This window comes from Paenibacillus sp. FSL R7-0216 (assembly GCF_037969915.1).
In the GTDB taxonomy this organism is placed as follows: Bacteria; Bacillota; Bacilli; order Paenibacillales; family Paenibacillaceae; genus Fontibacillus; species Fontibacillus rhizolycopersici.
In genome coordinates this window covers 2213820-2227906 of the sequence record NZ_CP150222.1, presented here as the reverse complement: position 1 = coordinate 2227906, position 14087 = coordinate 2213820, and the positions used below count along the sequence as shown (strand labels likewise).

At 55.3% G+C, this 14087-nt stretch carries 11 protein-coding genes; 1 reads left to right on the top strand and 10 read right to left on the bottom strand.

Translation table 11 applies throughout. The features are described 5' to 3' along the window. Positions 1-29: 29 nt before the first annotated feature. The 6 genes from hslV to sucC all read right to left on the bottom strand — a co-directional run bounded on the left by hslV (position 30) and on the right by sucC (position 8028). Positions 30-572, bottom strand: coding sequence for an ATP-dependent protease subunit HslV (gene hslV, locus MKZ15_RS09960; RefSeq protein ID WP_155607411.1), 543 nt, complete (start codon positions 570-572; stop codon positions 30-32). Between the two features lie 428 nt (positions 573-1000). Next, on the bottom strand, positions 1001-2317 hold the full coding sequence (gene trmFO / locus MKZ15_RS09955) for a methylenetetrahydrofolate--tRNA-(uracil(54)-C(5))-methyltransferase (FADH(2)-oxidizing) TrmFO (protein ID WP_213621733.1): 1317 nt from the start codon (positions 2315-2317) through the stop codon (positions 1001-1003). Between the two features lie 71 nt (positions 2318-2388). Next, positions 2389-4491: a type I DNA topoisomerase gene (gene topA / locus MKZ15_RS09950; RefSeq protein ID WP_193415203.1), complete on the bottom strand. Its 2103-nt coding sequence runs from the start codon at positions 4489-4491 to the stop codon at positions 2389-2391. A 207-nt stretch (positions 4492-4698) separates the two neighbouring features. Next, positions 4699-5790, bottom strand: coding sequence for a DNA-processing protein DprA (gene dprA, locus MKZ15_RS09945; protein WP_339821665.1), 1092 nt, complete (start codon positions 5788-5790; stop codon positions 4699-4701). Between the two features lie 98 nt (positions 5791-5888). Continuing rightward, on the bottom strand, positions 5889-6818 hold the full coding sequence (sucD, locus tag MKZ15_RS09940) for a succinate--CoA ligase subunit alpha (protein ID WP_155607328.1): 930 nt from the start codon (positions 6816-6818) through the stop codon (positions 5889-5891). Positions 6819-6867: 49 nt separating this feature from the next. Beyond that, positions 6868-8028: an ADP-forming succinate--CoA ligase subunit beta gene (gene sucC, locus MKZ15_RS09935; protein ID WP_339821661.1), complete on the bottom strand. Its 1161-nt coding sequence runs from the start codon at positions 8026-8028 to the stop codon at positions 6868-6870. A gap of 640 nt (positions 8029-8668) precedes the next feature. On the opposite strand from sucC, the gene MKZ15_RS09930 reads away from it, so the two are divergent. Continuing rightward, positions 8669-10297: a YifB family Mg chelatase-like AAA ATPase gene (locus MKZ15_RS09930; RefSeq protein WP_339821658.1), complete on the top strand. Its 1629-nt coding sequence runs from the start codon at positions 8669-8671 to the stop codon at positions 10295-10297. Between the two features lie 184 nt (positions 10298-10481). On the opposite strand, the gene MKZ15_RS09925 is transcribed toward MKZ15_RS09930, so the two are convergent. The 4 genes from MKZ15_RS09925 to MKZ15_RS09910 all read right to left on the bottom strand — a co-directional run bounded on the left by MKZ15_RS09925 (position 10482) and on the right by MKZ15_RS09910 (position 13940). Further along, positions 10482-10874 (bottom strand): YraN family protein, encoded by a 393-nt coding sequence (locus MKZ15_RS09925; protein WP_339821655.1) that lies wholly within the window; start codon positions 10872-10874, stop codon positions 10482-10484. Beyond that, on the bottom strand, positions 10867-11172 hold the full coding sequence (locus tag MKZ15_RS09920; protein WP_155607332.1) for an EscU/YscU/HrcU family type III secretion system export apparatus switch protein: 306 nt from the start codon (positions 11170-11172) through the stop codon (positions 10867-10869). Before MKZ15_RS09920 ends, MKZ15_RS09925 begins: the two co-directional genes overlap by 8 nt. Next, positions 11169-13250, bottom strand: a complete 2082-nt coding sequence (locus MKZ15_RS09915) for a flagellar hook-length control protein FliK (RefSeq protein ID WP_339821652.1) — start codon at positions 13248-13250, stop codon at positions 11169-11171. The genes MKZ15_RS09920 and MKZ15_RS09915 overlap by 4 nt, the downstream gene beginning before the upstream one ends. Positions 13251-13319: 69 nt before the next feature. Then, on the bottom strand, positions 13320-13940 hold the full coding sequence (locus MKZ15_RS09910; RefSeq protein ID WP_155607334.1) for a ribonuclease HII: 621 nt from the start codon (positions 13938-13940) through the stop codon (positions 13320-13322). Between the last annotated feature and the right edge of the window lie 147 nt (positions 13941-14087).

Genomic DNA, 14087 nt, shown 5'->3' with positions numbered 1-14087 from the left:
CCCCTGAACACGATAGTTTCAACGGAACCTCAAAGCTCCTCAACAATAATGTTATTGTTGGTATAGACACAAATTTCCGAAGCAATCTGAAGGGATTCTCGAGCAATATCTTTGGCTTCAAGACCCTGGCCATGACGTTTGAGCGCCCGTGCAGCCGACAACGCGAAGTTGCCGCCTGACCCGATTGCCAACACATCGTCATCCGGCTCGATAATTTCCCCGCCGCCGGAAATCAGCAGCATACCGGATTTGTCCATCACGATCATCAATGCCTCCAGCTTGCGCAGCACACGATCTTGCCGCCAATCCTTGGCTAGCTCGACAGCAGCTCTCTGCAAGTTGCCTTGGTGCTCCTCCAGCTTGCCTTCGAATTTTTCGAATAACGTGATGGCATCAGCAACCGAGCCGGCAAAACCAGCCACCACTTGCCCGCGGTATAACCGGCGTACTTTCTTCGCCGTCTGCTTCATCACGACGTTCTGCCCAAACGTAACTTGCCCGTCACCGGCGATGGCCCCTTTGCCATTATGTCGTACAGCGCAAATTGTTGTGGCGTGAAAAGTTAGATCCATGAGTGTTTTGGCACTTCCTTTCTTGAATCTCAACCCTCCCCATCCCTCCCTTACCGTAAGGGAGGGCGCCCGAGGGCCTGCTGCCCTCTGGACTCCCGCAAGGGGAAGAACGTGCGATCGACTGAGGCGCTCCTGAAACGCTGTCCCCTGCGGGGATGCGCTCTAATTCGTGCGCGGAACGCTTTTCCCCCTTCGGGTACGTCTCACTTGGGGTTCTCCTGGGTTACCTGGAGCATTTCGAGAACGTGGGACCGACTGAGGCGCTCCTGAAACGCTGTCCCCTGCGGGGATGCGCTTAACTATGTGCGTGGAACGCTTTCCCTTCGGGATTCGCTTACGTTCTGCTTTATTGGGCTAATTCTATGTGTATGAATATCCTTGCTTTCAGCATAACCCGTTTGCCCCCTAGATTGCAAAAAAACGGTGGATTAACCCAACCGTTCTTCTGCCATAAAGGCTCGCAAGCTATTGAGCGCGCGATGAGCGAGCGCTTCGTTTTTCTCCGCTTTCTTGCGATAGCGGATGTCCAGCTTCGGAAATAAGCCGAAGTTGGCGTTCATCGGCTGGAAGTGCTCGAAGTCCGCGGTGGTAATATAACGCGCCATGCTGCCTAGCGTCGTATCCTCCGGGAAGACGATCCCTTCCGTATCGGCTGCGGCACGGGCGGCGTTGATCCCGGCAATCAAGCCGGACGCGGCGGACTCGACGTAGCCTTCAACGCCGGTCATCTGTCCGGCGAAGAACAAGGTTGGCCGAGTCTTCAATTGATACGTCGGCATCATCAGCCTCGGCGAGTTGATGAACGTGTTGCGGTGCATCACGCCATAGCGGACGAACTCGGCGTTTTCGAGACCTGGGATCATGGAGAAGACGCGTTTTTGCTCGCCCCATTTCAAGTGGGTCTGGAAGCCAACCAGGTTGTACAATGTACCGGCAGCGTTGTCCTGACGCAGCTGTACGACCGCGTGCGGCAACTTCCCGGTATGCGGGTTCACGAGACCAACCGGCTTCATCGGCCCGAACAACGCGGTTTGCTTGCCGCGGCGCATCATGATTTCAATCGGCATGCAGCCTTCAAAGTATACTTCTTTCTCGAAGTCCTTCAGCTGCGCCACTTCTGCGTTAATCAATGCTTCGTAGAAGGCGTCGAATTCCTCTTCGGTCATCGGGCAATTGAGGTAAGCCGCTTCGCCTTTGTCATACCGTGAAGCTAAGTACACTTTGTTCATATCGATCGATTCCTTCTCCACAATCGGAGCGGCGGCATCGTAGAAGTAAAAATAATCCTCACCGGTCAACTTCCGGATCTGCTCCGATAAAGCAGGAGACGTTAGTGGCCCCGTCGCAATAACGACGATCCCTTCTGTCGGAATCTCCGTGATTTCCTCATTCACCACTTCGATCAGCGGGTGCTCACTGAGCGTGCGAGTGATTTCCCCGGAGAAACCGTCCCGATCAACCGCCAGCGCTCCGCCGGCCGGCACCGCGTTACGGTCCGCAGCACCGAGCACCAGCGAGTTCAGCATCCGCATCTCTTCCTTTAGCACGCCAACCGCGTTCGTCAAACCGTTCGCCCGCAGCGAGTTGCTGCAGACCAGCTCGGCGAATTTATCGGTATGATGCGCCGGGGTTTTGACCACCGGACGCATCTCGTACAAGACCACGGGGATCCCTCGGCTCGCGATCTGCCAAGCCGCTTCACTGCCGGCCAGTCCCGCGCCAATGACCGTTACTTTGTTCGTCATTCTCTAATCCCCCCAAAATCCTTGCTGAGTTTCTAAGTTGTCAATGTCCGCAAGTTCTTGCAAGACTCGTCTTAATCATCCGAACCGTCGTCGTTGTCCTCGATCGCTTCCACGTAATCGCAAGCCGTGCATTGGAGTTTCCCGCCTTGCTTGTTCCGTTTCTCCACAAGCAGTGAACCACACTTCGGACAAGGCTTAGGGGACGGTTTATCCCATGAGACGAAATCGCACTCTGGATAACGGTCACAGCCATAGAAAACCCGTCCTTTTTTGCTTCGGCGTTCGACCACATGGCCCTCCTTACATTTCGGGCAGGTGACGCCGATATCCTTAACGATCGGTTTGGTATTGCGGCAATCCGGAAATCCGGAGCATGCCAGGAACTTCCCGAACCGTCCCAATTTATACACCAACGGTTTCCCGCATTTTTCACAAATTTCATCGGAGACTTCGTCTTCGATTTCGACTTCCTTCATTTCTTCTTCTGCAACGCGAAGTCGCTTCTCGAACGATTCATAAAATTCGCCGAGCACCCGTACCCAATCCTCGGAGCCTTCCTCGACATGGTCAAGGTCCTCCTCCATATGAGCGGTAAACTCAACGTCTAGGATCTCCGGGAAGAATTGTTCTGTCTGCTCAATAAGGAGCTCGCCTAGCTCGGTAGGCATGAATTTCTTCTCTTCGATGGCGACGTAGCCGCGTTTTTGAATCGTCTCCAGTGTTGGGGCATACGTACTTGGGCGTCCGATCCCCAGCTCCTCCAGCGTTTTGACCAAACGTGCCTCGGTGTAACGCGGTGGCGGTTGGGTGAAATGCTGTTTCGGTTCGATCGATTCTTTAACCAACACTTCCCCTTTTTGCAGAGGCGGTAAGAATTTATCATCCTCATTGGCGTTCCCATCATCGTTGCCTTCCACGTACACCTTCATGAATCCAGGAAAACGGATTTTCGAGCCAACGGCACGGAAGGTCGCTTCACCTACAGCAATATCGACCGACATCGTGTCCAGCACGGCAGACGTCATTTGGCTGGCCATAAAACGGTCCCAAATCAATTTATACAACCGGTATTGGTCGCGGCTAGTGAATTCCTTCACCGATTCCGGATCGCGCATCGCCGATGTCGGACGAATCGCTTCGTGAGCATCCTGCGCGCTGGCGGCTTTTTTGGAATATTGACGCGGCGTTTCGGGTGCAAAGGCTTCACCGAATTTACCCAGAATATATTCCTTCGCTTCCTCTTGAGCCGAGGCGGCAATTCGCGTTGAGTCCGTACGCATATAGGTGATCAGACCAACGGTTCCCTCTTTGCCGAGGTCAACCCCTTCATAGAGCTGCTGAGCAACGGACATCGTCTTCGCTGCGCGGAAATTCAACTTACGGGCAGCCTCCTGTTGCAGGGAGCTTGTCGTAAACGGCGCAGCCGGATGGCGGAGGCGTTCTTTCTCCTTCACTTCGGCCACGCTAAACTTAGCTTTCTCAATCGATTTCAGGATTTCCTGAACCTGCTGTTCGCTTTGCAGCTCCAGCTTTTGGCCTTGGAACTGGTGAAACTTCGCTTCGAACGCAGAATCTCCGGTTTTCAGCTTCGCCGTAATGCTCCAGTATTCTTCCGGAACAAATTCGGAGATTTCGTTCTCCCGATCCAAGATGATTTTCAACGCAACCGATTGTACGCGGCCAAACGACATCCCTTTTTTGATCTTCTTCCACAGCAGCGGGCTGACCTTGTAACCAACCAACCGATCCAGAATCCGTCTGGCTTGCTGCGCGTTCACAAGATCCATATTGATCTGGCGTGGGGTCTTGAACGCATCTTTCACCGCTTGCTTCGTAATTTCATTAAATACGACACGGCATGTTTCCGTTTGATCCACGTCCAGAACGTGGGCCAGATGCCAGGCAATCGCTTCGCCTTCGCGATCGGGGTCAGCTGCCAGATAGATTTTTTTTACTTTTTTGCTGGCATCCTTTAATTCTTTTAATACGGAACCCTTCCCACGGATCGTAATATACTTCGGACTGAAGTCGTTCTCTACTTCAACCCCAATTTGACTCTTGGGCAAATCGCGAACATGACCCATTGAGGCTTTCACGATGTATTTGCTGCCTAAGTATTTGCCAATCGTTTTCGCCTTGGCAGGCGATTCTACGATGACGAGTGAATCCGCCACAGGTTCGTCCTCCTCTCAAACAATACGAAACTTCATTCAATTTAGTAATCAAGTTCAAAAAGTCAGCTTTTCAGCACCAAGATGGTTGGATGAATTCAAGATTCGATGTCGAATAATCTTCTTGATTCTACTTCGTGATCAAAGAATGACTTTTTGAACTACCTCTCATATAGTCATATATTGGGGCCATTCTTGGTTAGGAAAGGACTATATTAACTGGTACACAGAGCCGGGGAGTTGAACCGCCGTTTTTTTCATGATTAAAGATAACAGAACTGAATGTAAAAGTCCAAAATCCCACCCCGTCTGCACGAGCAAATCATCGAAACTCGTGATGCCCTGCTCCAACATATGGTATATGCGCCGCTCCTCATCTGTCAACTTGTTTCCTGTTACCGCTTCCTTTTTGAATTCCTTCGCGGAAGGTAAAAAGGCCTCGTATTCCTCCCAGATATCCTTGGCTTCGGTGACGATTTTGGCTGCTCCCTGCTTCAGCAGCGACAACGTCCCCCGGCTTTTCGGCGAGGTGACCGGACCCGGGACGGCAAACAAGTCGCGATTGGCCTCCAGCGCCATATCCGCCGTGATCAACGAACCGCTCCGGGCATCGGCTTCCACCACCACGGTACCCCGGCTGATCCCTGCGATGATCCGGTTGCGCTGCGGAAACATCCCGGGATGCCCCGGTGTGCCGATGGGATACTCCGAAACGATGAGCCCTTGCTCGGTAATCCGGCGATACAGCGAGACATGGTCCGGAGGATAAGCGACATCGATGGCGGTACCCAATACGGCTAAGGTCGGCCCGCCGGCTTGCAACGCCGCTTCATGGCAAACCCCGTCGATCCCCCGGGCCATCCCGCTAACGACGGTAATTCCGCGAGCGCTAAGCTCCCCTGCCAAATCTGCAGCTACCTTGCGCCCATAGGCAGTTGGCAATCGCGTGCCCACCATCGCCACGGAGAGGCCGTTAAGCAGCCGTACATCTCCAAGGACATACAAAACCCATGGTGGCCGAGCGGTCTCCTTCATTAAAATAGGATACTCCGAATCCAACCTTGTAATCACCTGTATGCCTTTGAGGCAAAGTTGTTCCATTCGAGCATCAATCCAACCGGCGTTGAACTGTTCCGACAGGTGCAGCGCAAGCTCCCGATCCAGCCCCCGTTCCATCCAATCGGCTGCAGTAAACTCTAGGGCATGCTCCCAATCCTTATCGTATTCAACAATTCGCTGAAGCGATTTCCATCCCACCCCGGGGCATTCATGCAAACCTGCCAAAACCCACTTCTTCTCCACTCCCGAATCCCTCCTCTGAAATAAAAAAAAGCAACCTTCCAAGCCGCTTTGGGCTGAGAAGGTTGCTTACCTTTGCGAATGATTATATCAAAAAAAGATCAATGTGTCGTGCATAAATTCAGAATGCCGCGCTCCTCCAGTACGCTCACAAGCGTCGCGCCCATTTCGGACGGAGTTGGCGCAACCTGAATACCGCAGGACTCCAGCTTGGCGATTTTTTCCTTCGCCGTACCTTTCCCCCCGGAAATGATCGCGCCGGCATGGCCCATCCGTTTGCCCGGAGGCGCCGTTACGCCGCCGATGAACCCGACGACAGGTTTCGTCATGTTCTTCTGGATCCACTCCGCCGCTTCCTCTTCGGCCGTACCACCGATCTCCCCAATCATGATCACGGCGTGCGTGTTATCGTCGTCATTAAACCGGCGCAGAATATCGATGAACTCCGAACCCTTCACGGGGTCCCCGCCGATGCCGACTGCCGAGGATTGGCCGATGCCGCGCGTCGTCAGCTGATGCACCGCTTCATATGTCAACGTGCCGCTGCGCGAAACGACGCCGACATGACCAGGCAAATGGATATACCCCGGCATGATTCCGATCTTGCATTCGCCCGGCGTAATCACGCCCGGACAGTTCGGACCGATCAGAACCGTCTTTTTTCCTTCCATATAACGTTTAACCTTCACCATATCAAGGACCGGAATGCCTTCCGTAATACAAATGACCAGATCCAATTCCGCTTCTACAGCTTCTAGGATCGAATCCGCGGCAAATGCCGGCGGAACATAAATGACGCTGGCGGTAGCGCCAGTCGCTTCCTTGGCTTCGCGAACCGTGTTGAACACCGGCAGGCTGACGGTTTCGCCGCTCTCTAAGGCGATGTCTACCTTCGTGCCGCCCTTGCCCGGCGACGTTCCCCCGACCATTTGCGTGCCGTAGTCGAGTGCCCCCTTGGCATGGAACAACGCGGTTTTCCCGGTGATCCCCTGGGTGATGACCTTCGTATTCTTATCGACCAAAATACTCATATTTCGAGCCTCCCCTTATGGATAGGTGATTGCGTTCTATATGCGTCCGTTAGGATACGAGCGCTACGATTTTCTGGGCACCATCCGCCATCGAATCTGCGGAAACGATCGCAAGTCCCGATTCGGCCAAAATCCGCTTGCCCAAATCAACGTTCGTCCCCTCCAGGCGCACGACGAGCGGGCGGTCCAAACCAACCTGCTTCGCCGCTTCCACGATGCCCGAAGCAATGACGTCGCATTTCATGATACCGCCGAAAATGTTGACAAAAATGCCCTTCACCTTGGCGTCCGACAGGATGATTTTGAACGCTTCCGTTACCTTCTCCGCCGTAGCGCCGCCCCCAACGTCCAGGAAGTTAGCCGGGTCACCGCCGTAGTATTTGATGATGTCCATCGTTGCCATCGCGAGACCCGCCCCATTGACCATACAGCCGATATTGCCATCCAGCGCGATATAGCTGAGGTCAAATTTCGAGGCTTCGATTTCCTTCTCATCTTCTTCCTCCAGGTCGCGCAAAGCCAAAATATCCTTATGGCGGAACAGCGCGTTGGAATCGAAATTGAGCTTCGCGTCGAGTGCCATCACATTTCCGTCACCCGTGACAACCAGCGGATTGATCTCCGCAATGGAGCAATCTTTGTCCACAAATGCTTCATATAAAGCCAGCATAAATTGCGAGGCCTTGCCAACCAATTCGTTTGGAATGTGAATCGCATAAGCCAACCGGCGCGCCTGAAACGGCGTCAAGCCGATAGCCGGGTCGATCGCCTCTTTGAAAATTTTCTCCGGAGTCGCGGCCGCAACCTCTTCGATTTCCGTGCCGCCTTCCTCGGACGCCATCATCGTCACTTGGCCCGTTCCTCGGTCCACGACAACGCCGATGTAATACTCCTTCTTAATATCGCAGCCTTGCTCGATCAAAAGGCGCTTCACTTCTTTGCCCTCCGGCCCCGTCTGATGGGTCACCAGTACCTTACCGAGGATATCCTGAGCATAAGATCTGACCTCATCCAAATTCTTCGCCACTTTTACGCCGCCGGCTTTCCCGCGGCCTCCGGCATGGATTTGCGCCTTGACCACGACAACCGGGGTCCCCAGCGCTACCGCCGCTTCCACAGCTTCCTCGACCGTAAACGCCACACGTCCTTCAGGAACGGCCACGCCGTACTGCTTAAGGACTTCTTTTCCTTGATATTCATGGATATTCATGCGTAAAAATCCTCCTATCAACAGGCGGTATTTAGAGGGTCCAAAAACCAGCGGCTTGTGGTCCCCCTTCTCAAATTACATCAGCTGAAACCCAGAATATTGTACCACTATTTTGAAACGCTTACCTTAAAAAGTTCATGATTTATACACAACTTTTTTATATCGTTTTCATCTCACTTTGAGATGAATAAGTGACGCAGAAAGGTAGAACAGCCGAATTTTCGTTAACCGCTTTCAAAGCTTCGAAGAGTTGGATTCAAAGGGCGAATTTTCAATGAGGCAATCTGCGAACAAATCGTATTGCGCGCGCACACATCTCACCATGAGATGAATTTCGATAAAATTCGGCAATGCCGATACGTGCCGCGTTTGTGAGGTATACGCTTGCCTTTTTACTATTAACCAGAGACATCATGATATTTAGCAAGGCCGTCCATAAATAAGAGCGTTCCGGAGGGGAACAGAGATAGAACTTACCTCTATCGCGCCGCCTCTTTGGCTTTGAAAAGCTTGACAATCGTAACGGTTCGTCCTAGAATACGTGTAACTTCATTAACTGGGATAATAAGGAAGCACCTTTTTCCAATCTGGCCTTGCCCAAGCAAGGATTCGAATCGACATGGAAAGAGGTGTTTTTGTTATGTACGGAAAATTGTACAGCGCTTGCTTATACGGTATTGATGGGGTGATGATCGAGGTCGAGGTCGACTTGTCCAACGGAATCCCGCAAACCAGCATCGTTGGTTTGCCGGACTCCGCGGTTCGTGAAGCGATCGACCGGGTAAGGGCGGCGATCAAAAATTGCGGGTATCGCTTTCCGCTTCAACGCGTCACGATCAATTTGGCGCCAGCCGATCTGCGCAAGGAAGGATCCGCTTTCGATTTGGCCATCGCCCTCGCGTTATTGGCAGCCAGCGATCAGGTGAAACTACCGCCGGAGGAGCGACTGCTCATTATCGGCGAGCTGTCGCTCGACGGCACGCTGCGGCCGGTCCCCGGCGTCTTGTCCATGGTCGATCGAGCACGGCGCGACGGCTTTACCGCCGTCCTGCTGCCGCAAGACAATGCCGCGGAAGCGTTGCTGCTGGGAGGGATTCGAGTCTACGGTCTTAGCCATCTATCGGAGCTGGCTCCCCCCTCACTCGAAGCCCAGCTTCAGACAGCCAGCGCTCTGCATCCTTTGCGTTCTATCCGGGAGCTGGATAAGCAGGAGGAGCAGGCTCCGCTCGTCCTGCAATCGTTGAATCACCTTGAGCAAAAAACCGAAGCCATCGCTACCTCGGTCGATCTTCCCCCATTGCTAGACTATAGCGATGTCTTAGGGCAACGGCAAATCAAACGAGCGCTGACGATTGCTGCCGCCGGTTTCCATAATATCGTGCTGATCGGCCCGCCAGGCACGGGCAAAACGATGCTAGTGCAAAGGCTTCCCTCCATCCTGCCGCCCTTGACGTCGGAAGAATCGCTGGAGGTTACGAAAATATATAGCTCCGCCGGCAAGCTCGGCGACTCCAGTCAAGGTCTGATCCTGCGCCGACCCTTCCGCTCGCCGCATCATACCATCTCCGCCGGAGGCTTGATCGGAGGCGGCGGAATTCCTAAGCCGGGCGAAGTCAGTCTCGCCCACCACGGCGTATTGTTTCTAGACGAGTTGCCGGAGTTTTCCAGAAACGTGCTGGAGGTGCTGCGTCAGCCGCTGGAGGATCGCTTCGTCACGATCAGTCGTTCCCGGGCGTCGTTCACGTTCCCTGCTCATTTTCTGTTGGCCGGTTCATTGAATCCGTGTCCTTGTGGATACCAGGGTGCGGAACCCCCGCTGCCGAAGTGCACCTGTACCCCTTGGCGCATTGCACAATACCGAGAAAAAATATCCGGCCCGCTATTGGACCGGATCGATATGCAGGTAGAGGTCCCCCGTCCTCAGCGGTGGCAGGAGGACTCCCAGCCCCTCGGCTCTGGAGCGATGCGGGAACAGGTGATGGCGGCCGAACGGATCCAGCAGGAACGTTATCACGGAAGCCCAATCACCCGGAACAGCGAGTTGTACGGCAGCCTGCTCCGTCGATTCGCTCCGCTGAACCCCGATGCCGCCAAGCTGCTGCAGGTTTCCTTCGATACGCTGGGCCTTAGCATGCGGGCTTATGATCGAATCATCAAGCTATCGAGAACCATTGCCGATCTCGCTGGGGAGACCCGCATCCGGGCCGAACATGTGGCGGAAGCCATCCAATACCGTCAATTGGATCGTCGGCAAGAGATTGCGGGGTGAGCCGGTTTCATTTCTTCGGAATCACAGGTAAGGGTACAAGGAGTACTCTGCCCTATCCCGACACTTTGCATGATTATCCCGTTTGATCATGTAATTAAGCGTACTAGGGCACCTTACTATCCATCTGAACGAAAGGGATAATCGTGCAATACTACAAATTGGGAACGCCAAACGTGAACCCACTTTAAAAAGCTGCTTCGATATGTTCCAGCGTGATGTCATTATTCTTGCCGAACGTTACGGCCACCACATCAAAACGAATGTTTGCATCCGATTGCCCCGTACGATGAAGATAAACAACGGCCGTGTCACGAACCTGCTTGATTTTCCGGGCGGTGATCGATTCGGCCGGTGTGCCGAAAGCCGCAGCCTGTTGGCTACGGCTCCGTACTTCTACGATGATAAGCGTATTCCCTTTGCGGGCGATAATGTCAATCTCCCCCGTGCGGCAGCGCCAATTTCGCTCTACCACGGTAAACCCGTGCGACAGCAGGTGCTCACAGGCGGCCTGTTCCGCTTTGCGGCCGCGGTCTTTTCGACCGTCTGTTCTTCGCTCATTTACATCGAGGTTACTCAAAGAACAACCCTCTTTCCGCCATTTTATCGGATCGATAAATAAAGGTTAGAATTTCGGCCACCAGGTCAAATAATTCGGAGGGGATTTGCTGATCCAGATCCAGCTTGGACAGTACCTCAACCAAGGCGGCATCCTCCTGGATTGGAATCCCGTGCTCTAAAGCCGCGTCCAGAATCTGATCGGCGATCAAGCCCTTGCCTTTGGCTACGACGACCGGAGCTTCGCCTTGGCCGGGATCGTATTTAAGCGCGACCGCTTTTTTGAAAGCCAAGTCGGAAGCATGCGGGTTCTCCTTCATACGCGGTAATCCACCCCTTTATATACGCTCGGCGCATAAGACATAGGCAGACTGAAATCCGCCTCGACCCCCTCCGCGCTCGTTGGCTGAATCAAAGGTTCGGCTTTCAGCGACAATAGCCGGTACCCTGCCCCCTCCAACGCCAGGCTTACCTCCGCTTGACGAGATTCAAGAAAAGCGCCTGTCGCTTCCTTTTCACTATAAATTTTGAGCAGCACCTTCTTGTCGGCGACCTGCACATCCACCATGATCTGGCCTAGCGCTTTCATCTGTAAATCGAACCACAGCCGGCAATTGTCCGGATCCAGCTCGCCTTTGCGCCCGCGCCGCGACTCGATGTGTACCGCGGCGGTTTGTCGACCGTCCGGTCCGACAAAGGGCAGGAACATCGTGACCTGTGCAAACGGCGCGGTCCGGTCCGTGTTCAGCAGCAGTTGCTGTCCGGTCAACTGCTGGACGAGCTGGCGTGCCGCCTCCTGAAGCGGCGCGGGCAGATCGTCTGAGGCCATCACCTGCAGGAGAAGGCCTTTCAGCGTCTCGTGCGCGGCCGTGCCCGTTGCCGATGTGCCAACGCTGCCGCCGTTGTTGCGGGCGGCTACGGCTACGGCTTCATCGGCGATGCCTGACGGCTGCACTGGGGATTGGCCCGCGCGCGCTTCCGCCGGCGCGGCCGGGTCTTTTCCGGGCGGGGTCAGCCCCTCGCCCGGGGTTGCGCCGCCCGCCGCTGCCACTTGGCGCAGCGGCGTTGGCGCCGCCTCCGGCGCGGCCGCAGGCCCGCTGCCGGCAGCCTGGCCGCCGGGCGCCTCCGCGCCCCCGGCGGCGGCCCGCGCCGAAGCGCCTGCCGCAGGCGGCGCTTCCTGCGCCGCTCCCGCGGCCGGCGTACCCGCCGGCGCGGTCGCGCGCAGCGCCTGCTGCTCGTGCTCCGCACCGAGCAGCTTCAGCACGCGCCCCACCCACGGCTCCGCCGCGGGGGTGGGGTGCGTGCCCGCTGGCGAAGGCCCTGCGGGCCCTTCGCCTTGCGGCGGTATCGCCGCCGAGGCCGGGCCTCCGGCGGCAGCGCCAGCGCCTCCCGTCACGCTTGCAGCGACGGGAGCCCCCCCGACCGGGCCGCTAGACCCCCGGCCCGGTACCGACCCGCCGTCCATGCCCTCCTGGAGCATGGACGCCTGCAGCTCCGCCAGCACGGCCTGCAGCTTCGCGACCAGCGCCCCGCCAGTTCCACCGGCGGCTTGCCCTTGCAGGCCCGGCTGAACCGTCTGCGGCCCGCTCACGGCGTCCGCAAAAGCCCCCTGCCGGGCTAACTGGACCAACCCGGCCGCTTGGTTCGACTGAGCTCCTCCGCCGAGGGGAGTTGCCCCGGCTTGAACCGCAGCCCCTTCGGCCGTTGGGGGATTCGCCCCTGACGCTTGCGAAGCCGTACCGGCCAACGGGAATGTCGACGTTGTCTGCCCCGAAGAAGCCGTCGTCGCTTCCTGCCCCGCTTGGCGTAAGAATCCAGCCATTTGCTCCTCAAGGGAGGAAAGCAAGACGTGCAGCGGCGGCCCAAAAACCGCTTGATGCAGCCCGGCTACCGACTCACCCGTTAACGGCAATCCCCGGCCGAGAGCAATCCCTACCGCTTGAATCCATTCTGACAAAGGCACCCCGGCCGGCTTCTGCCCATTCACTTGCTGCAGGAGCGATAAATTGTCTTTCGTTAACGGAATCCCGCTTTTTTGCATGAGCTGCAGTAAATCCCGGTTCGTTGCGGTATTCTCGAGTCCCAGTGATTCGAGCGCTTTAGCCAAGGAAGCGGCCGACAATACGGCCCCAGGCGCCGACTGTACCGGCTTCAACACCGCTAGTCCGTCCTTGGAATCCGGCTGTACTTGCAAGAGCGTCGTTTCCCCTGGACGCAACGGCGTTTCCAATGCAGCGTGGAGTTTGACGCCTTGCACTTGGATGACGGCTTCTTGCCCATCTTCGGAGACGGACAATACCGTACCGCGGACCACCTGCCCCGTCTTGAGTTCCAGCGACTTGGGTTCTCCGGAACGAACGTCCCCCATCATGCTGCGCAGCAGCGGTCCGATATTCATAAGCTCCCCCCTCACTTCGTTTACGATATGGAAAACCCGCCTCTAACGAGAGCGGGTAAGAAATGCCGGTTAAAACAATGTTTGTTCCTCAACGAACAAATTGCGCATAAAGCTCTTTCGATGCATCGGCGTCGGCCCCAGCGCTTGTATCTGTTCGCGATGCAGCTTCGTCGCATAACCTTTATGTACGGCGATTCCGTATTCGGGATAACGCGCATCCCATTCGCCTTGGCATAAACGGTCTCGCGTGACCTTGGCGATAATGGACGCCGCAGCGATCGATTGGCTGGTGGCGTCTCCCTTGATCACCGAGAGCTGGGGAATTGAAAGGTCCACTTTCTCCGCATCGATCAACAGGAAGTCCGGCCGTACCTGAAGCTTCTCAACCGCCTGCTTCATCGCCCGCCGGGTCGCCTGCTTAATATTAATTTGGTCGATCGTGGCGGCGTCCACAAATCCGATTCCTACCGCAATCGCCTGTTCCATAATGATGTCAAATAGCTTATCGCGTTTCTTCGCGCTGAGTTTCTTCGAATCATCGACATCCTCTAAGATGAGGTCCTGCGGCAAAATCACCGCGGCCGCTACCACGTCTCCAAACAAGCAGCCCCTTCCGACCTCGTCAATCCCCGCGATATGCGAATAGCCCGATTGCCAGTAATCCCGCTCATACTTCAATAAATCGTTCATAGAGCCTCCTTATCCTTCGTGAAACTTCCCCCGTTGCTAGCTGTTCTATGATGATCTCATTCCCCATCCCGGAAATGAGGGAGTCACGCTTGGAGTGCACTCTTCACTCTATCATCTTCATCTATGAATATGAATCTCCCTTCTATT